At 72.3% G+C, this 18,879-nt stretch carries 12 protein-coding genes; 3 read left to right on the top strand and 9 right to left on the bottom strand.

Annotated features, from left to right (window positions below):
• Window positions 1–4: 4 nt before the first annotated feature.
• A complete protein-coding gene (locus tag ACX9TP_RS38900; protein ID WP_482975727.1) occupies window positions 5–1,462 on the bottom strand; it encodes a hypothetical protein in 1,458 nt (485 codons plus the stop codon).
• A 170-nt stretch (window positions 1,463–1,632) separates the two neighbouring features.
• On the opposite strand from ACX9TP_RS38900, the gene ACX9TP_RS38895 reads away from it, so the two are divergent.
• From ACX9TP_RS38895 to ACX9TP_RS38885, 3 genes are all read left to right on the top strand, one after another.
• Complete coding sequence (locus ACX9TP_RS38895; RefSeq protein ID WP_482975726.1) at window positions 1,633–2,736, top strand: hypothetical protein; 1,104 nt, start codon at window positions 1,633–1,635, stop codon at window positions 2,734–2,736.
• A gap of 124 nt (window positions 2,737–2,860) precedes the next feature.
• Window positions 2,861–3,487, top strand: a complete 627-nt coding sequence (locus ACX9TP_RS38890) for an RNA polymerase sigma factor (RefSeq protein WP_482975725.1) — start codon at window positions 2,861–2,863, stop codon at window positions 3,485–3,487.
• A gap of 96 nt (window positions 3,488–3,583) precedes the next feature.
• Window positions 3,584–7,426 carry a serine/threonine-protein kinase gene (locus tag ACX9TP_RS38885; RefSeq protein WP_482975724.1) on the top strand — a complete coding sequence of 1,281 codons (3,843 nt, stop codon included), beginning with the start codon at window positions 3,584–3,586 and terminating at the stop codon, window positions 7,424–7,426.
• Between the two features lie 7 nt (window positions 7,427–7,433).
• Here ACX9TP_RS38885 and ACX9TP_RS38880 read toward each other — a convergent pair whose 3' ends face one another.
• The 8 genes from ACX9TP_RS38880 to htpG form a co-directional block, all read right to left on the bottom strand.
• Window positions 7,434–10,109 carry an FAD-dependent oxidoreductase gene (locus ACX9TP_RS38880; protein ID WP_482975723.1) on the bottom strand — a complete coding sequence of 892 codons (2,676 nt, stop codon included), beginning with the start codon at window positions 10,107–10,109 and terminating at the stop codon, window positions 7,434–7,436.
• Window positions 10,110–10,230: 121 nt separating this feature from the next.
• Window positions 10,231–12,939 (bottom strand): NAD(P)-binding protein, encoded by a 2,709-nt coding sequence (locus ACX9TP_RS38875; protein ID WP_482975722.1) that lies wholly within the window; start codon window positions 12,937–12,939, stop codon window positions 10,231–10,233.
• Complete coding sequence (locus ACX9TP_RS38870) at window positions 12,929–13,396, bottom strand: sterol-binding-like protein (RefSeq protein WP_482975721.1); 468 nt, start codon at window positions 13,394–13,396, stop codon at window positions 12,929–12,931. Before ACX9TP_RS38870 ends, ACX9TP_RS38875 begins: the two co-directional genes overlap by 11 nt.
• Window positions 13,377–14,444, bottom strand: coding sequence for a hypothetical protein (locus tag ACX9TP_RS38865; protein WP_482975720.1), 1,068 nt, complete (start codon window positions 14,442–14,444; stop codon window positions 13,377–13,379). The genes ACX9TP_RS38870 and ACX9TP_RS38865 overlap by 20 nt, the downstream gene beginning before the upstream one ends.
• A 2-nt stretch (window positions 14,445–14,446) precedes the next feature.
• Window positions 14,447–14,857 carry a hypothetical protein gene (locus ACX9TP_RS38860; RefSeq protein ID WP_482975719.1) on the bottom strand — a complete coding sequence of 137 codons (411 nt, stop codon included), beginning with the start codon at window positions 14,855–14,857 and terminating at the stop codon, window positions 14,447–14,449.
• Window positions 14,841–15,386 (bottom strand): hypothetical protein, encoded by a 546-nt coding sequence (locus ACX9TP_RS38855; protein ID WP_482975718.1) that lies wholly within the window; start codon window positions 15,384–15,386, stop codon window positions 14,841–14,843. The genes ACX9TP_RS38860 and ACX9TP_RS38855 overlap by 17 nt, the downstream gene beginning before the upstream one ends.
• A gap of 16 nt (window positions 15,387–15,402) precedes the next feature.
• The gene (locus ACX9TP_RS38850) at window positions 15,403–16,578 is read right to left on the bottom strand and encodes a polyprenyl synthetase family protein (protein ID WP_482975717.1); all 1,176 of its coding nucleotides are present in this window, start codon (window positions 16,576–16,578) and stop codon (window positions 15,403–15,405) included.
• Window positions 16,579–16,757: 179 nt separating this feature from the next.
• Window positions 16,758–18,758: a molecular chaperone HtpG gene (gene htpG / locus ACX9TP_RS38845; protein WP_482975716.1), complete on the bottom strand. Its 2,001-nt coding sequence runs from the start codon at window positions 18,756–18,758 to the stop codon at window positions 16,758–16,760.
• Window positions 18,759–18,879 lie beyond the last annotated feature (121 nt).

The following is an 18,879-nucleotide window of genomic DNA, read 5'->3' as shown; positions in this document are numbered from 1 at the left end:
TGCTTCAGGGAACCGGGGTGGCGACATGCCCCGGCGGGGGCGGCGCGCCGGGAGGCGGCATGGGCTCCACGCGCGCCATGCCCTGCATGGTGCCCGGCGCACGGCCCTCACCGGTAGACGTCGCCAGCTTCAGCGCGAGGACCGAGCGGCCCTTGAGCGAGTGGTTGCGCTGCGCGACCAGCTCCCGCACCGGCACGTCCACCGCGCCCACCAGCTCGGTGCCGCGGAAGTCGTCGATGTACACCTGGAAGGTGACGGGCGCCTCGTCGAAGGCGTTGCCCAGGATGACGAACTCGGCGTCGTAGCCCATGTAGATGCCGTGCTGCGGGGGCGTCGTCAGGCGCAGGCCGTCCGGGAGCACCGCCTCGACGCGCAGCCGCGGCTGGTTCTCCGGGGGAATGGTCATCGCCAGCTCCATCACCACGTCCGACATGCCCCGGCGCTCCGCCAGCGACACCAGCTTCTGGGCGACGCGCGCGAAGAGGGGGCTGGCCGCGCCCACCCAGGCATTGCCGTCCGGACGCGCGGGCACCACCAGCAGCGAGCGCAGCGCGACGCGGTAGGGCCTGGGCTCCGCGAGCTCCAGCTGACGCGCGGCATAGCCGTCATCCTGCCCGGTGCGCACCGCGCCGCGGTAGGCATCCGCGGCCCGGAACCAGTCGCGGTTGGCGAGCTGCCGCTCACCCTCGCCGACGTGGCGCACGTACTCCTCCAGCGGCGCCGCCCGGCCACCCTGCCGCAGGCTCAGCGCCGCGCGATAGCGCTCCTGCGCGGCCACCCAGTCATGGTGCATCCGCGCGTCGTCACCCTCGCGCGCCAGCCGCTCGTACTCGAAGGTGACCCACTGCTCGTACTCGGCGGCGATGCCCTGCGCCCAGCCGGCCAGCGAGCCGTCCAGCCCGGCCACGAGCTGCGCCAGCTCGTTCGCCGCGATGAGGTTGCGCTCCTGCCGGTAGCCCTCCGCCCGGGCGCGCCCGCCGGAGACGATGAGGCGCCGCACCTCGTCGGAGCGACCCTTCACCTCCGGGGTCTGCGACAGCTGCGTGGCCCGCTGCAGGTCGTTGGCGGCCTCGGGGAAGTGGCCGCTGCGCGCGTGCTCGGCCGCCCCGTCCAGCATTCCCATCGCCACGCGGTTCGCCGCGCGCATGCGGAAGGAGGCGAGGTCCGCGTTGCCGCCGTCGATGGAGAGCGCGAAGTCGGACTCGGCCAGGGCGCAGTTCCAGTCCTCCACCTGCGCGCACGTCTGCGCGCGCTTCTGGGCGTCCTGGAGCGCCTGCTCGCGGGCCTGCTCGTACTTCGCCTTCAGCTCCGCGCTGTCCGGCTCGTTCGCCAGCGCCTGGCGGTACGCCGAGTACGCGCTCTTCCAGTCACCCACGGCGGCCGCGCGGTCTCCCGCCTTCTCGGCACTCGCGCATGCGGCCAGCATGAGGGCCGCCACCACTCCAAGCACTGCTCGCTTCATTCTGAGAACCCCTCGTCCAAGTGGACCCGAGGATAGCCGAAGGCCGCGTACATGGGCTGACAGGACCCCGAGTCCATCGATACCCAGGAGGCTGGCGTGGGGCGGCACCGGCTCCCGCGGCGGGGCGGGTCCGCCCGCCTGCCCGGAGTACACTCCACCGTCCGAGCACGATGAAGCCGTCCATTCCGCTGCCTCCTCCGCACTTCGCGCTCGCGGCGTACGTGAGGGACCTCATCTACGAGGACCGCGGCCGCGAGGTGCGTGGCACGCGCTACTTCGCGCCGGGCTCGCTCGTGTACGTGGGACGGCCGTACTCGGGAGATGGCTGGGAGCGCACGTTCCTCACCGGCCCGGTGCGAGGCAGCGGGCAGTACGTCTCCGTGCTGGGGCCGCGCAGCCGGCTCGTGCACCACCACCGGCGCCAGGTCTCGGACGCCGTCGTGCTCGAGGCCCTCTCGCGGAGCCGGAGCGGGTGGTGGGGGGCGGGCGGCTCGATTCCGGAGGACCTGGCCCGCTTCTCCGAGGACCCGCTCGCGGACACGCGCGAGGCCGGGTGGGCGGACGGGGAGTGGGAGGCGCTCACCTCGCGGCTGCTGGTGCCCGAGCGCCCCCGGCTGGTGGAGTGTGTTGCCCGGGGGCTCGATGTTCCGCCCGCGCGGGCGGAGGCGCTGCTGGCGGAGGGCACCGCGGGGCGCGCGCTGCGCAACCTCTTCAAGGGGCGCCCGGGCCCCCACGGAGCCGCTGCGCCGCGGAGCGCCCGCTCGGCGTGGAGCGCGCTCGCGCCCGCTGCGTGGCTGGCGGACGGGTCCGGGCGGCGCTTCCTCTCCACGAGGGGAGAGGAGCTGGACGCGCCGGAGACGCCGCTCGACGTGGCGTGTCTGTGCTCCGACGAGGCCGGCCTGGTGGAGGCGGAAGAGGTTGCGCGGGAGCTGGCCGCGCTGTGTGGCGTGACGGGACGGGTGCGCATCGTCTGGCGGCCCGTGTCTCGCACGGAGGTGTACCGGCACGCGGGGCCCTACCCCCATGGGCCCCCGCTGCGGGAGGGCCCGGACCGGCTGGAGGTGCTCTCGCGGGTGCTGGCCTGGGCCGTGCGGGCCATCGTCGGCGCCAACGTGCGCTGGCGCTCGGACGCGGCCGACGTCGTCGCCCGGCACGGGGCGCCTCCGGCGGAGACCTTCCGCCTGCTCTGCGCGCTGCTCGGGAAGGGCTACGCGTTCGAGCGAGTCGAGCCGGAGCGGGTGGTGCTGCTGTGCCCGGTGCTGCCCTCGCCATGAGGCGGGCCTTTCCGGCACACGCAGGCCCGCCCGCTCCCGCTGCCTTCCTTCCTCCCGGGACTGGCGCAGACGGCCTCGCCAGCCGCTGACGGCGTCGCCAGATTCGAAGTGGGGGAGGGGCGCCATGCAGGCCGACGCGCGCGACGCGCTGGAGCAGCGAATCCACCAGTTCTGCGAGGAGGGGAACGTGGGGCGTGCCGTGGAGGAGGCCCTGTCCGGCTACGGCGCGGAGCTCATGCGACTGCTGGCCTCCCTCCTCAATGACAAGGAGCGGGCGCGCGAGGCCTACGCCATCTTCAGCGAGACGCTGCTGATGGACCTGCCGTCGTTCCGCTGGGAGAGCTCCTTCCGGACGTGGGCCCACCGCGTCGCACGCAATGTCGCCTACCGGCTGGCGGCCGCTCCGTCCGGCCGCGAGCTTCCCGTGAGCAATGGCGCGTTCGACCACCACGTCCACCATGAGTGGACTCGCACGCGCCCGTGGCTCCGCACGGACATCAAGGAGCGCATCCGCGCCCTGCGCTCCCGGCTGGAGCCCTCCGAGCAGCGGTTGCTGGAGCTGCGCATCGACCGGCGGATGTCCTGGACGGACGTGGCGAGGCAGCTGGCGGAACCGGACGAGCCGATGACGCCCGAGGCGCTCGCCCGTCGTGCCGCCGTGCTGCGCCAGCAGTTCCAGCGCGTCAAGGCCCGGCTCCGCGCCCTCGCGCGCGAGGCCGAGCTGCTCTCCCGCGAGTCCACTCCCGCCTGAAGACGCCGTCACATCCGGCCCGGCGTGACTCTCTCCTCACAGGGTTCACGCAACGCGGAGAGGGGAATGGCCGGAGACCCAGGTCCAAGAACGGGATTGCCACCCAACCTGCGCCCCTTCGCGCGCAGCACGCGCTTCCGGCTGCTGGGGCGCATGGGCGAAGGCGGCATGGGCACCGTCTACCGCGTGCATGACCGCGAGCTGCGGCGAGACGTGGCCCTCAAGGTGATGCGCCAGTCGGGGCCCTCCGCGCTCCTCGCCCTGAAGCGCGAGTTCCGCTCCCGCGCCGGGCTCAGCCATCCGCACCTCGTCCAGTTCCACGACCTCCTCGTCGGTGACGACTACTGCTGCTTCAGCATGGAGCTGGTCGAAGGCCGGGACTTCCTCGGCTGGGTCCGGCCCGAGTTGTCCCGCGCGAAGCGGCTACCCCCCGCGCCACACGAGGCCGGCGTCGTGCTGTCGGAGCTCTCCCCGCTGCTTCCCGAGGCCGCGCCGCGCCTGCGTACCGCGCTCGTGCAGCTCGTCCGCGGTCTTCAGGCCCTCCACGCGTCCGGGCTCGTCCACCGCGACATCAAGCCGTCCAACGTGCTCGTCTCGCCCGAGGGGCGCGTCGTCATCGTCGACTTCGGCCTGGCCACGGAGCTGCTGGCGGGGCCGCTGGCGCGGGTTGGCTCCTCCGCCGCGGGCACGCTGCCGTACATGGCCCCCGAGCAGCTCCAGGGCGGGCCGCTCACCCCGGCCTCGGACCTGTATGCCGTGGGGCTCGTGCTGTACGAGGCGCTCACCGGCTTCCGCCCCTTCCGTAACGAGACGGCCTACTTCCTGACGGGAGACACGGAGCTGCTGCTGGAGCGCAGGCGCGCCGAGCCGCCGCCCGACCCCCGCCAGCTCGCTCCGGGCATCCCGGACGACCTGGCCGAGCTGGCGCTGGCGCTGCTGTCCCTCGCGCCCGGCGCGCGGCCGGACGCCGGTGCGCTCCTGTCCCGGCTGTCGAGGGAGCTGTTTCCCGCCGACGCGCGGCCCTGGGAGGCGGACGCGCTCTTCGGTCCCCCCAAGGCGTCCTTCGTGGGCAGGACCGCCGAGCTGGCCATCCTGGACGACGCGCTCCGGGCCGTTACGCGCCGGGGGCAGCAGCTCACCGTGCACGTCCACGGCCCCTCCGGCATCGGCAAGTCCACGTTGGTGCGGGAGTTCCTCCGGCGCCAGGGCACGCCGCTCGTCCTCAAGGGGCGCTGCCATCCGCGCGAGGTCGTCGCCTACTTGTCGCTGGACCCCATCGTGGACGCGCTGGCCGCGCACCTCTCCACGCTCCGGGGCGAGGCCGTGGAGGCGCTCGTCCCGGAGCACGCCTACGCGCTGGTGCGCCTGTTCCCCGTGCTGGGACGGGTGCCCGCGCTGCGCGGCGCCCCGGTGCCCGACTCGCTCCCCGCCGACTTCGAGCTGAGTCGCCTGGGCGCCGAGGCCCTGAGGGAGCTGCTCTCCCGCCTCGCACGCACGGGCCCGCTGGTGGTGTGGATTGATGACGCGCACTGGGGAGATGCCGACTCGGCGCGGCTGCTGGAGCAGTTGCTTCGCGAGCCCGCGCCGCCCTCGTTCCTCCTCGTGCTCACCCGGCGTGATGGGGCCGACGGCGTCCAGGCGCCGACAGTCGGCGCGAGCCTGCCCGCGTCCCGCGTCCGCGACGTGCCCCTGGGGCCGCTGACGACGGGCGAGGCGAAGGTGCTCGCGCGGCAGTTGCTGGAAGGCACGCACGTGAGCGCGGAGGACCTGCGCTGCCTGGCGGGGCAGGCCGGAGGCAGCCCGTTCGTCGTGGGCGAGGTGGCCCGGTACCTCACGGCCGCCGTCAGCCGGGGCGCGGCGCTCGACGTCACCGCGCCGCTCGACATCCAGCGCGTCCTGGCCGAGCGGCTCCGCGCGCTTCCTCCCGCGCAGCGCGCCCTGGTGGAGGTGGCCTCCGTGGCCGGAGTGCCCGTGCCGCGCGACGTGCTGCTGGCCGGCGCGGGGATGGACGTGGGAGGCCGCCCGCTGGTCTCCGCGCTCTGCGATGCGTCGCTGCTGCGGCTGGGCGGCGGAGAGCACGCGGCGACCGTGACGACGTACCACGACCGCACCCGCGAGGCGGCGCTCGTGCTGCTGGGAGGCGCGTCGCGCGCGCGGCGGCACCAGGGGCTGGCCGAGGCGCTGGAGAAGTCCGGCTCCAGCGACTGGGAGTTGCTCATGTCCCAGTGGGACGGCGCGGGCGAGCCGCGGCGCGCGGGGCACTACGCGGTGCGCGCCGCCGACCGTGCCGCCCATGCCCTGGCCTTCGAGCATGCCGCGCGGCTCTACGCCCGGGCACTCATGCTGCTGGGCGCGGAGGCGGACCGGCCGACGCTCCTGGCGCGACAGGCCGACGCGCTCGCCAACCTGGGGCGGCGGGAGGACGCGGCGGCGCGGTACCTGGAGGCCGCGGACGCGCTCGGCGGTGGAGACGCCGAGCGCGTGCGCACCCTGAAGCGCCACGCGGCCGAGCAGTCCATCCAGTGCGGCCGGGTCCAGGAGGGCTGGCGGCTGCTGCTCTCCGTCCTCGCGGAGCTGGGGGTGTCCGTGCCCCGCGGCCGGAAGCACGCGCTGCTGTCGGCCACCTGGCAGCGGCTCCGCTTCCTCCAGACGCACCGGGAGCCGGAGGCCCGCGCCACCAGCCAGGTGCCCGCCGGGGAGCGTCCCGTGCTGGACGCCCTGTGGACGGCGGCGTGCAGCTTCGCGCAGGTGGACCACGTGCTCGCGGATGCGTTCCGCGTGCGGTACCTGCGACGCGTCCTGGAGCTGGGGGACGCCTCCTCCGTGTGCCGGGCGCTGTCCTGCGAGGCCGCCATGGAGGCGCACCTCAAGGGCGGCTGGATGGACCGCCACTGCCGGAAGCTCATGGCCCAGGCGGAGCGCCTGGCGCGATGGACGGGACGCGCCTGCGACGAGGGCTGGACGTTGCTGGCCCGCTCCATCCACGCCTTCACGCAGGGCCGGTGGCTGGACGCGGTGACCACGTGCGAGCGGGGCGAGACGCTCCTGCGCGAGCGGTGCACCGGCGTCACGTGGGAGCTGGACATGTTCGCCGCCTACCACCATGGCGCGCTGGCGATGCGCGGCGAGCTGGCGCGGCTCGGCGAGCGGCTGGGGTGGTGGCTGGAGGACTCCACGCGGCGAGGGGACGTCTTCGGCATCATCGAGAGCTGTCTGGGCGACTGCGTCCTCCCATGGCTCGCACGCGGCGAGGGCGCGCGGGCCTGGGCGCTCGCGCGGGTGGCGCTGGAGTCGCTGGAGCAGGGCTTCTCGGCCACGGGGGACGAGGCGTGTGCGTACCGCGTGGGGCACTCGCACCGCGTGAGCTACTGCCTGCTCCTGGCCCACGTCCACACCGCCCTGTACGAGGGCCACCCCTGGACGGCCTGGCGGGAGGTGCAGTCGCGTTGGGACGGCCTGTACCGCGCCACGCCGTCGCTGCGCTTCTACGACGCGCACTCGCGGCACGCGCGGGCCCGCGCCGCCCTCGCGGCGGCGGAGCAGCTGGAGGCGCGGCGGTCTCCTCCGACGGAGGTGGAGGCGCGCTGGACGCGGCGCGCGTTGCTGGCGGACGCAAGAGACCAGGCCCGCCGCATCGGCGGGGACCCGCTGGCGATGGCGGAGCCCCTGGCCTCGCTGGTGCGCGCGGGGGTGGCCCGGCTGGAAGGCGACGCGGACGCGGCGCGGACACTGCTGGTCCAGGCCCTGGAAGGCTTCAGTGCGGCGGACATGGCGCTCCACCGGGAGGCCGCGCGGTACGCCCTGGGCGCGCTCCAGGGCGGGCCGGAGGGCGCGCTCTACCAGCAGCAGGCGGAGGCGTGGATGCGCGAGCAGGGCGCGGTGGACCCGCGAGCACTGGCCGCCACGCTGGCGCCCGGCCTGGGGCTCGGGCCCCGCTGAGCGGGGCTCAAGGCTGGGGCCCGGGAGGCGTGGACAGCGTGCCCAGCAGCTCGCGCACCCGCTCCAGGAAGGCCCGCAGGGCCTCCGCGCCGCCGCCCGGAGGCTGGAGGGACGCGAGGAACGGCAGGGCCAGGGGCTCCAGGTGCAGCACGTCCCAGACGTGCGGCAGGCCCGCGGCGAAGAGTCGCGCATCCAGCTCGCGCAGTGGCTCCATCTCCGGCAGCTCGTACTTCTCCGGGTCCCAGATGCGGCAGTACTCGCCCACGGGCGTCACCCGGAACTCCGGTGAGCCGGTCAGCGTTCCCTGCCCGCTGTACTCCGGCACCGGGGGGACCGACGCGGGCCCGGCCAGGTCCCTGGCCCGCGCTTCTGCGGGCTGCTTGTAGGTCAGGTAGTGGTCGATGATGGCGTTGACGGCATGGCGCGCGGACTCATTCGCGGACTCCATGGTGGTCATCCGCGTGAAGGTCTTGAGGTACGTGCCGGCGAAGAGGAGCCGGTCCCAGTGCACCGGGTAGCCGCCATGCGGGGCCTGCCACACGCCCTGGGGAAGTCGCTGCTCCACCAGTGTCTCGGGCCCGAGCGGGTTCCACGGCTCCGTGCCGGGCCGGCGCTCCCAGTCGCCCATGATGGGGATGAGGTAGGGCGCCCGGTTCTCCACGGGGCGCTCCTTGCCCGTGGCCTCGTCGCGCCCGAAGCGGATGTACCGGTCCAGGTGGTACCAGGACGGCTCCGGCAGCATGAACCCGAACTGGCGGGCCTGGGGCAGCGGGGATTGGTGCTGCTCGGTGGCCTGGCGAATCTGCCGCCACACCTCCCGGGCAATCTCGTAGCGGGAGCAGTCCGAGGGACTCTTCTGCCCCGGCTCATTCACATACCAGTTGCCGATGTCCACGCTGAGCACCGCGGCGAAGCCGTCGCGCTCGAGCGCGGGCGGCGTGGCCCAGTACTGCTGGCTGTTGATGGCGGACAGGCCCCAGGGCGCATCGAGGAAGTAGAGGTAGCCCTCGGAGAGGCGCACGGAGGAGGGGAAGAAGAACTGGATGCCGGTGAGCGTCTGGAAGCGGTCCCAGGGCACGTGGCCGGGCAGCACGCCGAGGGGGCGGGGCTGAGCGGGCTCGGCGCCGCGCGGGTTGGGCGGAATCTGGCTGGTGAAGCCGCGCAGCCCTTCGATGACGCCGATGGGCGGCAGGTCCTTCGTCACCTGCTCCGCCGTCACGGCGTCGGTGGCCACGAGGTAGTAGTCCACCGGCTCCAGGGCGCCGAACCTGCCGGGGCCGATGCTGTCCTCTTCCTCCTCCTGAAGGTCCCCGTATCGAATCCAGGCCACGAGGCGGCCCTCGTCGCCGAGCTCGAACCGCGACAGCTTCGCCTCGCGGAACAGGACTCCGAGCGACTCCTCCAGGTAGCGGCGCCAGGGGCGGAACCAGGCCGCCGTCGTGGGCCCGTTGAGGGTGCCGTCCGTCTTGGGCAGCGGCAGCACGTTGTTGAGGTAGAGCTGCGCGAGCGTGTTGCCATTGGTGCGCGCATCCCCCCACATGCCATCGAACGCGGCGAGCACGCGCGGAGCGAACTGCATGTCGCGCTTGAAGGCGGGGCTGTACACGAAGCGGCGCGCGCCCGTCTTCGGCTCGTAGCCCTCCAGGTACTCCCACCAGGAGACGTTCTCGAAGTCGGCCTTCCGGCGCTCGGAGCAGGTGCTCATGTAGCGCCAGATGCGCAGGGTGAACTGGAGCATGTCCGAGAGGGGGTAGCCGGAGGACACGAGGTCCTTCAGGTCCTGGAGCATCTCCACGGCACGGGTGGAGGGCGCGCGGCGCAGGAAGCGGATGCGGCGGCCCTGCGCGGCGATGCCATAGAAGCTGGAGGGGATGAGGTTGTCGAAGACGCGGCGGCCGGTAGGGCGGCCCTCGTCATCGAGGAGGGGCGTCTCCACCATGGTGGAGAAGAGGTGGCGGTAGTACGAGGGGAAGAAGCGGAAGCCGTGCTCGCCGGGCAGGTAGTGCACCACCTCCAGCAGCAGCTCGTCCCTGTCGGCCAGCGGTGGGAGGGGCGCCTCCAGCTCCCGGGCGAACTGCTCCTCCTCCTCCCCCACGATGAGGACGCGCTCGCGCGACAGATGGGGCGAGGCCCGCTCCTCCGAGGTGATGGCGTGATGGAGGAACTCCTTCAGCGCGCCCGCCCTGTCGCGGCGCTCGATGTAGCGCCGCCAGTCCGGCGAGCCGAAGTCCCCGAAGCCCGGGGGCTGCGGGATGCGGATGTGGAGGAAGCCGGGCGACGGGCCGTTGAAGAAGCCGCACCCCATGACGAACTCCTGCACCTGGCCCTGGTTCGCGATTTCCGCTCCCTCTTCGGGAGGGGCGCCCGGGGTGAAGGCGTAGCGGAGCTGGTACCTGGGATTGAAGGCGAAGGCGCCCTCACGGGGGAAGTTTCCCAGGGCGCCCTTGGCCGCGCGCACGAGCTGCGAGCGGGCCAGGCCCCCCACCGCGGGTCCGCTCGCGCGCCGTCCCGACTCGTCGTACTCGCGCGCGGGCTCGTAGACGCACACCCGGAAGCCCCGGCGAGCGAGCTCATGCGCGGCCGTCAGCCCGGTGATGCCCGCGCCGTAGATGTGGACGCGCCCGGGGCTCTCGAGTCCGACGGGCGGGGCAACGGGGTCCTGGTCCTCTGGCTCTCCAGTCATGCGGCGCTCCTTCCCGTCAGACGATGTCCACCATCGCCTCCAGGGGCCCGCGGACCCGTTCCAGCAAACGAGCGCGGGGCCCTGGCGTCGTCCGCCGGCTCAGTCGTCGTGAGCCGCGGCGTTACCGCATCCCCGACGCGCTGGCCTTGAGCAGGGCCTCCAGCCCCTCGCGCACCTTGCGCAGCAGCTCCAGCAGGGGCTCGGCTCCGCCGGCGGTGTCGAGCGACGGGATGAAGGGCATCGCGAGCGGCTCCAGGCGCAGCACGTCCCAGACGTGGGGCATGCCCATGGCGAAGAGCTTCGCGTCCAGCTCGCGCAGGGGCGCCAGCTCCGCGAGCTCGTGCTGTTCGGGGTCCCAGATGCGGCAGTACTCGCCAATGGGCGTCATCCGGAACTCGGGCGGGCCCTTGATGACGTCCCGGTCGTCGATGGGCCTCACGGGCGCCCGCGCCCCGGGGGCCTGCTCCGGGTTCGCCAGGCCATTCCAGTACAGGTAGTGGTCGATGATGGCGTTGACGGCATGGCGAGCGGACTCGTTCGCCGCCTCCATGGTCGTCATGCGGGTGAAGGTCTTCAGATACGTGCCCGCGAAGACGAGCCGCTCCCAGTGCACCAGGTAGCCCCCGTGCGGCGCCTGCCACACGTTGGCGTGTCGTTGCGGCTGCTCCGTGAGGGGCAGCGGCCGGAGCGGGTTCCAGGGCTCGGGGCCGGGCCTGTTGTCCCAGTCGCCCATGATGGGGATGAGGTAGGGGGCGCGGTTCTTGTAGGGCCGCTCCACGCCCGTGTCGGTGCTGAACTGGATGAAGCGGTCCAGGCAGTACCAGGCGGGGTCCGGGAGGGCGAAGTCGTAAGGGGCCGAGTTGGGCAGGGGCTTCTGGTGCAGCTCGGTGGCCTTGCGAATCTGCCGCCACACCTCGTGGGCAATCTCGTGGCGGGAGCAGTCGGCGGGGCTCAGCTGGCCCTCCAGGAACCAGTTGCCGATGTCCACGCTGAGCATGGCACCGAAGCCGTTGCGGTCGAACGTGGGCGGAGTGACCCAGTACTGCTGGCTGTTGATGGCGGACAGGGCCCAGGGCGCATCGAGGAAGTAGAGGTAGCCCTCCGCGAGCCGGAAGGAGGCGGGGAAGAAGAACTGGATGCCGGTGAGCGTCTGGAAGCGGTCCCAGGGCACGAGTCCGGGGAACTCTTCATCCCCGCGGGGCCGAGGCTCACCGGACTCCCGAGGCTTGACGGGGACCTTCGTGGTGAAGCCCTGCAGCCCCGCGATGACGCCGATGGGGTCCAGGCACTTCGTCAAGCGCTCCGCGGCCGCCGCATCGGTGGCGACGATGTAGTAGTCCACCTCTTCGACCGGAGCCGGTTCGTCGGGCCCCAGGCCCACCTCCGGGTTGGAGACCTTCACGTCAGGCTCCGGGTTGCGCCCTCCCTTCCTCGTCCAGAAGGGCGTGAGCCGTTCGGTGTCCTTGTCAAACGTGAGCTCGGTCAGCTCGCCCGCGTGGAACTCGACCTTGAGGTACTCGCGGAGGTAGCGCCGCCACGGGCGGAACCAGGCCTGGGTGGTGGGCCCGTTGAGGGTGCCGTCCGTCTTGGGCAGCGGCAGCAGGTTGTTGAGGTAGAGCTGGACGAGCGTGTTGCCGTTGGTACGCGCATCGCCGCATTGGCTGTCGAAGGCGGCCAGCACGCGGGGCGCGAACTGCATGTCGCGCTTGAAGGCCTCGCTGTACGTGTAGCGGCTCGCGCCCGTCTTCGGGTCGTAGCCCTCCAGGTACTCCCACCAGGAGACCTTCTCGTAGTCGGCCTTCCGGCGCTCGGAGCAGGTGGACATGTAGCGCCACAGGCGCAGGGTGAACTGGAGGGTATCCGAGGCCGGATAGCCGGAGTCGGCGAGGTCCTTCAACTCCTGGAGCACCTCCACGGGGCGGGTGGAGGGTGCGCGGCGCAGGAAGCGGATGCGGCGGCCCTGGGCGGCGATGCCGTAGAAGCTGGAGGGGACGAGGTTGTCGAAGACGCTGCGGCCGGTGGGCCGGCCCTCATCGTCGAGGAGGGGCGTCTCCATCATCGTGGAGAAGAGGTGGCGGTAGTACGAAGGGAAGAAGCGGAAGCCGTGCTCGCCGGGCAGGAAGTGCATCAGCTCCAGCCACACCCCCTCCTTGTCGGCCACGGGTGAGAGGGGCGTCGCGGCCCCGATGTTCTCGAGCTCCCGGGCCTCCCTCGGGCCCAGCAGGATGACGCGGGCGGGGGCGAGCTTCACCTGCCCCTCGAAGGGGTCCCCCGTCAGGAACCTGCGCAGCGCCCGCGCGTTGCGCAGGCGCCGCTTGCCTCCTTCGCTGTCCTCGTTCTCGTCGGGGGCTGAAGGGACACGGAGGTGGAGTACGCCCTGACCTTCGCCGCGGTTGAAGAAGCCGCAAGCGTTCAAGAAGCTCTTCACCCACCCTTTGACGGACTTGGGGACCCTGCTCGATTCCTCGCCCGCGTCGAAGTCCGGGGGGTACTCGAGGAAGACGCGGCTGTCCTCGTGCGTGCCCGCGTCCCTCCCGACGAAGTTGCCTCGGGCCCCCCAGTCCACGCGGAGGAACTGGGTGCGCGCGAGTCCCCCCACGGCCATGCGGCGCTCCACGGGAAGCGGAAGCCCCTCCAGCTGGCCCGTCTCGTCGCACTCCTGGGCGGGCTCGATGACGCGCACCCGGAAGCCCCTCAGGGCCAGCTCATGGGCCGCGGTCAGTCCGGTGATGCCCCCGCCATAGATGTGGACGCGGCCAATGCCCTTCCAGGCGGGGGGATTCTCATAGGTATTGCCAGTCTCCGGCGTGGCGGTGGACTCAGGCTTCATGGGACTCACCTCGCAGTGGGGGACGGGAAGCAACGCCCTCGCGGCACACCGCGCGCAGCCGCGCGAGCAGCGAGGGGAACGAGGGGCAGCGCACCGCCCCATGCACGTAGGTGACGAGCCCCTCGTGCAGCGCCATCAGCGCGGCGAGCGGACCCACCACCTCCAGCGCATCCGTGAGCACGGCCCGGGTGAGTGACAGCCGCGCGTCCAGCACGTCCGCGAGCACGCCCCGGCCCGTCACCAGCAGGGCCTGCGCCGCCGGGCCGGTGGGCTCCACCCGCGCGCTGCCCGGCGCGAAGCCGAGGAAGAAGCGCTCCGCCCCCACGCACACCTCCACGGTGTGTCCCTGGAGCTGCTCGCACATGAGGGCGTGCTGCGCCGGCTGCTCGCGCGCGAGCGCCGCGAAGGACTCCGCGAGGAGCCGCCCCACCGGCCCCTCAGTCCCGGATGAGCTCATGGACACCGGTCGCCTCCAGCTCGAAGGGTTCTCCGCCCACGCACCCGTGCGACACCACGCGGCCGCTGAGCTCGTTGAGCACGGACACGGTGCGGGGCTCGCGCTCGCCCGGGGTGATGACCTGGGCCAGCTCCTCCGCGGCGAAGCGCAGGTGGAAGGTGTCGCCGCCTTGGGCCACCGACAGCTCCATGCTCGCGGGGACGTCGCACGCCAGGCCGGGGGTGAGCAGCGCCATCTCCGGGGGCACCATGAGTCGCCGCGCCGGCTGGAAGTGGCCCTGGTGGAGGACGCGGATGTCCCTGTCCCGGAAGGTGCGCACCGCGCCGCCGCTCCTCCAGAGGAAGAGGGACTGGTAGCGCACGCTCGTCCTGCGCCGGTCCATCATCCGGGCGAAGACGGCGCTCCACGGATGGGCGGCGTCGGCCGGCAGCGCGTGCGCCCACTCCCAGGAGAAGTCCCCGCCCCAGCGGAAGTGGCCCCAGTTGTGGTCGTGGTACGCGGGCGCGCCGTCCACGCGGTGCGTCCTGCTTCCGAGGGTGACGGTGCCCCGCGCCTCCAGCCGGGGGACGACGACCCACGACAGGTGCTCCCCCGGGGCGAGCGGGTGGTTGGTGAAGAGCAGCGGCCGCAGGGTGGGGACCAGCTCCAGCTCGGCCGACAGCGCGTGCTCCCGCAGGCAGACGGCGAGCAGGTAGCGGCCCTGCTCGAAGCGCAGCGTGTTGGCGCCGAAGCGCGCGTCGATGCGGCCGGGGAGGACGTGCACCTCGGACTCGGGGAAGCGCTCCATGCCGCCCACCCACGCGTCGCTCCGGGCGAGCATCGTGAGCCGTGCCACCTCCGCGCGCCGCGGGTCGGCGGCCCACGGGTCGTCCTGGAGGCTGAAGTTGATGAGCAGGTGCGCCGCGCCGGCATTCACGAGGAAGTACTGCCACTCCTTGTGTCCGCCCCGGCCACCGAGCCGCGCGGGCGAGCGCCGGAAGTAGTCGAGCCGGGGCAGCAGCTCCGCGAGCTCTGCCTGCAGCGTGCCATGCGGGTCCTGGCGCCGCATGGTCAGCGCAGCAGCTCCCGGAGTCCCGGCAGCGGAGCGGACGGCGCTTCCGGACACGAGTCCTCGGTGGAGGCGGTCCGAGGCCCGCCGGGCGACGTCGTGCCGGCGCCGACGGCGGGAGCCTCCGCGGTTGGGACGACACGTGGAGCGGTCCGGGGGCCTGCGTCGCGCATGGGCGTGAGCACGGAGCGCAGGTGTCCACGAAACGCGATGAGCCCGAGCACCAGGGACAGGAAGCGCTCTTCTCGGGCGTCGATGTCCCGCCCCACCTCGGGCTCCGGGCATGCGGGGGACGCACCCGGCGGGGGCAGCAGGGCGTCCAGCCGCCGCAGGGCGGAGACGAGCCCCAGCAGCAGGAGCACGGGCAGGTTCTCGTCGCAGTAGTCGTCACGGACTTCATCGAGGCTCGCCATCCCGGGGCTCACCTCCAGGGGGGAAAGAGGACTCGGGCCGCGCGGCGGCGAGGTTGGGGGATTCGGCACCGCGCAGCAGCGCGTCCAGCCACGCCGAGGGCAGGACGGTGTTGGGGTCCTCCTCCAGCATGTCCAGCCCGAGCGCCCCCCACAGCTCGCTGGCATGGCGGATGAGCGGAGACGCGGCGAGCGCGGTGGCCTGGCTGCGTCCCTCCGGCGTGGCCGCGAAGCGCCGTCCCTCGGCCACCAGGGCGGAGAAGGCCGCCTGCGCCGCGACGGGGTGCTGGAGCAGCAGCCGCCGCGCCCGGTGCAGCAGCGCGACGACCTCGCCGGCGTGCGCAGGCGCCCCGGCGTCATCCACCGGCGGCGGCCCTCCGGGCGCCATCCCCGCGCCCGGGGAGAGTGTGCCCTGGAGGACCAGGTGGTGGATGCGATGCAGCTCCTCCCAGATGAAGGACCGCACCCGGAGCGGGTCCAGCGCGTTGGGCGTCAGCGGCGTGCCCAGCAGCAGTCGCAGCAGCTCGTCCATGAGTCCTCCCTCCGCATCACCGGACGCGCGCCAGCACGTAGGCCACCAGCGAGTCGAGCAGCCGGCGGTGCGCGGAGTCGGGCAGCCACTCGCGGCAGGCCTCCAGCCTCCGCTCCGCGTCCTCCGCCCACTGGCGGGCCACGCCCTGGGCATGCTCCAGGCTGCCCTGGCGCTCGATGAGTGACAGCAGCAGGCGCACGTCGGCCTCCGTCTTCACCGGGCCCCGGACCTCATGGGCGCGCAGGGCCTCGCGCAGCCGGGCCTCGCCATGGGGCGTCACCGCCCCTTCCTCCACCAGCCGCGACAGCAGCGCCTCGAGCGAACCGCCGGAGCCTTCCGATGAAGTGGCCTCCGGCTCGTCCGGGCGGGGCAGGCGGAGGATGCGCGCCACCTCCTGCCGCTCCGCCTCGGAGGCGCCGCGCAGCATGTGCAGCAGCATGAGCGTGCGCTTGCCCTCCCAGAGGTCCCCGGCGATTTCCTTGCCGTAGTCGGACTCCTGGCCGCGCAGGTTGAGGACGTCGTCCTGAATCTGGAAGGCGATGCCCAGCGAGCGCGCGAAGCCCGCGAGCGCGTCGATGTGCTCCTGCGGCGCCCGGGCGGTGATGGCACCCACGGTGACGGGGGTGATGAAGCTGTACCAGGCCGTCTTCTGCTCCACCATCCGGACATAGTCGTCATCCGTGACGTCGAGCACGCCGTGGCGAATCCACTCCAGCTCCAGCGCCTGGCCCTCCACCGACTCGCGCGTCATCCGCGCCACCGCCTGGAGGATGCGCAGGGCCGGCCCCAGCCCGAGCACCGCCACGTTGTCGAGCAGCGGCTGCAGCGCGAGGGCCAGCATGGCGTCCCCCACGTTGACGGCGATGGGCAGCCCATGGGTGCGGTGGAGCGTGGGGCCGCCGCGACGCATGAGCGAGCCATCCTCGATGTCGTCGTGGATGAGGAAGGCGTTGTGGAACAGCTCCAGCACCGCCGCCGAGCGCACCACCGCGTCCAGCTTTCCGCCCAGCGCGCGGCAGGAGGCGATGCACAGCGCCGGCCTCAGTCCCTTGGCCTCACGCAGTGGGTAGTCGAGCATCAGCGCGTAGAGCGGAGACGCCTCGCGCTGCCCGGCGGGGATGATGCGCTGGATTTCCTGGAGGGCGAGGACGCGGCAGTCCTCGAGGTAGCCCAGCAGCTCCGCCGACCCCATGAGCACCTCTCCCCGCTCGTTTCGAGGGAGGCGGAGGGTGCCACCTTGTCTCGCGGCGTGGAGCAGTCCCCGGGTAGGGAGGGCTGTCTGGAACTGCTCAGGACGTCAGGGGTGGGACGGGGTGGGGGGCGCACTTCGGGAGGAGCCGCCAGCCCTGGCGGCCCCTCCTCACCGGTGCTTCAGCTCGCGGCCGGCGGAGTCGCGGCCGGCTGCGAGGACTCCTGCACCGTGGCCTGGGCCACGGCCGCGTTGGTGGGCGCCTGGGCGGCCTGGGCCGCCACCTGCGTCAGCAGCCCCGTCATCCGCCGCGCGAAGCGGTTCGGGTCGGAGATGGTGCTGCCCTCGGTGAGCAGCGCCTGGTCGTGGAGCAACTCAATCCACTCCGCCACCTGCGCCGCGTCCGGCTGACGCTCCATCACCGCCTTGAGGTGGGCAATCACGGGGTGGTTCGGATTCACCTCCATGATGCGCTTCACGCGCGGCATGCCCATGCCCTTGCCCCGCTGCTGGAGCAGCCGCTCCAGGTACGCCGGTGAGCCGCCCTCCGGCACCACCAGGCACACCGGCGAGTCCGTCAGCCGGTCCGACACGCGCACCTCGCGCACGGAGTCCTTGAGGACGTCCTTCATCCTCGTGGTGAGCGTCTTCAGCCCCTCCGCGTGCTGCTCCTGCTCCTTCTTCTGCTCGTCGGTGGCCTGCAGCTTCAGGTCCGACGTGAGCGCGGAGACGAGCGGCTTGCTCTGGAACTCGCGCAGGCCCTGCGCGGCCCACTCGTCCACCGGGTCCGTCATGTACAGCACTTCGTAGCCGCGGCTCTTCAGCGCCTCCAGGTGCGGGCTGTCCGCCACCGCCTGCCGGGACTCGCCGTAGATGTAATAGATGGCCTCCTGGCCCTCCTTCATCCGCGACACGTAGTCCGCCAGCGAGGTGAGCCCTTCCTCGCGCGAGCTCTCGTAGCGCAGCAGGCCGCCCAGCTTGTCCTTGTGCTCGGCCTCGGTGGCCAGGCCCTCCTTCACCACCGTGCCGAAGGCCTTCCAGAACTCGCGGTAGTCGTCCGGCTTGTCCTTGGCCAGCTTCTCCAGCAGGTCCACCGACTTCTTCACCACGTGCTTGCGGATGGCGCGCACCACCTGCGAGTCCTGCAACAGCTCGCGCGACACGTTGAGCGGCAGGTCATCCGAGTCGATGACGCCGCGCACGAAGCGCAGCCACTGCGGCACCAGCTCCTCGCAGCGGTCCATGATGAAGACGCGCTTGACGAACAGCCGCACCCCGCGCTGCTGCTGCGCGTTCAGGTCGAACGGCGGGTGCTTGGGCACGAAGAGCAGGCCGGTGAACTGCTGGTTGCCGTCCGCGCGGAAGTGCGTCCACGCCAGCGGCGCCTCCCAGTCGTGCGTCAGGTGCTTGTAGAACTCCTGGTACTGCTCGTCCGTGATTTCGGACTTGGAGCGCTGCCACAGGGCGCTGGCCTTGTTGACGACCTCCAGCGCGACTTCCGTCTTCGCGTCGTCCCCCGTCCCGGTGGTCTTCTTCACCTGGAGCTTGATGGGGTGGCCCACGTAGTCCGAGTACTGCGTAATCAGCGTGCGGAGGCGGTACTCCTCCAGGAACTCCTTCTGGTCCTCCTTGAGGTGGAGGGTAATGGCGGTGCCGCGCGTGGCGCGCTCGGCCTTCTCCACGGTGAAGGAGCCCTTGGCGTCCGACGCCCACTTCCACGCCGGCATGTCCCGGCCGGGGGCGCGGCTGACCACCTCCACGTGGTCCGCGACGAGGTACGCGCTGTAGAAGCCCACGCCGAACTGGCCGATGAGTTGCACGTCCTTCTGGCCGCGCTGGGACAGGGCCTCCAGGAACTCGCGCGAGCCGGAGTGGGCGATGGTGCCCAGGTTCTTCACCAGCTCGTCATGCGTCATGCCGATGCCGGTGTCCTCGATGGTGAGGGTGCCCTTCTCGGCGTCGGGGATGATGCGCAGCTCCAGGGCCGGCTCGTCCGCGAGCAGCTCGGGCTCCGTAATCGAGCGGAAGCGCAGCTTGTCGAGCGCGTCGGACGCGTTCGACACCAGCTCACGAAGGAAGATCTCCTTGTGGCTGTAGAGCGAGTTGATGACCAGGCTGAGGAGCTGGTTGATTTCCGCCTGGAAGGCGTGGGTTTCCCTCTGGGGGGAGTTCTCGACAGTCATGTGGAAAGGCCTCCAGCGCCCCCGTGGAGCGCGAGCGTCGCTTCCCCATAACCATGGAAATGGGCGTGTCGAGGGCGGAAGCCCGGAGGCAGGCCGGCCAGCCAGGCCGGCGGACGCCTCC

It is taken from the genome of Pyxidicoccus sp. M15 (assembly GCF_056858435.1).
This window is presented reverse-complemented; position numbering and strand designations above follow the sequence as displayed.

Bases quoted from the DNA above. Each gene is read 5' to 3' on its own strand.
- ACX9TP_RS38865 (WP_482975720.1), bottom strand. From the start codon at position 14,444: ATGCGGCGCCAGGACCCGCATGGCACGCTGCAGGCAGAGCTCGCGGAG.
- ACX9TP_RS38860 (WP_482975719.1), bottom strand. From the start codon at position 14,857: ATGGCGAGCCTCGATGAAGTCCGTGACGACTACTGCGACGAGAACCTG.
- ACX9TP_RS38850 (WP_482975717.1), bottom strand. From the start codon at position 16,578: ATGGGGTCGGCGGAGCTGCTGGGCTACCTCGAGGACTGCCGCGTCCTC.
- htpG (WP_482975716.1), bottom strand. From the start codon at position 18,758: ATGACTGTCGAGAACTCCCCCCAGAGGGAAACCCACGCCTTCCAGGCG.
- ACX9TP_RS38855 (WP_482975718.1), bottom strand. From the start codon at position 15,386: ATGGACGAGCTGCTGCGACTGCTGCTGGGCACGCCGCTGACGCCCAAC.
- ACX9TP_RS38890 (WP_482975725.1), top strand. From the start codon at position 2,861: ATGCAGGCCGACGCGCGCGACGCGCTGGAGCAGCGAATCCACCAGTTC.
- ACX9TP_RS38895 (WP_482975726.1), top strand. From the start codon at position 1,633: ATGAAGCCGTCCATTCCGCTGCCTCCTCCGCACTTCGCGCTCGCGGCG.
- ACX9TP_RS38870 (WP_482975721.1), bottom strand. From the start codon at position 13,396: ATGAGCTCATCCGGGACTGAGGGGCCGGTGGGGCGGCTCCTCGCGGAG.
- ACX9TP_RS38875 (WP_482975722.1), bottom strand. From the start codon at position 12,939: ATGAAGCCTGAGTCCACCGCCACGCCGGAGACTGGCAATACCTATGAG.
- ACX9TP_RS38880 (WP_482975723.1), bottom strand. From the start codon at position 10,109: ATGACTGGAGAGCCAGAGGACCAGGACCCCGTTGCCCCGCCCGTCGGA.
- ACX9TP_RS38900 (WP_482975727.1), bottom strand. From the start codon at position 1,462: ATGAAGCGAGCAGTGCTTGGAGTGGTGGCGGCCCTCATGCTGGCCGCA.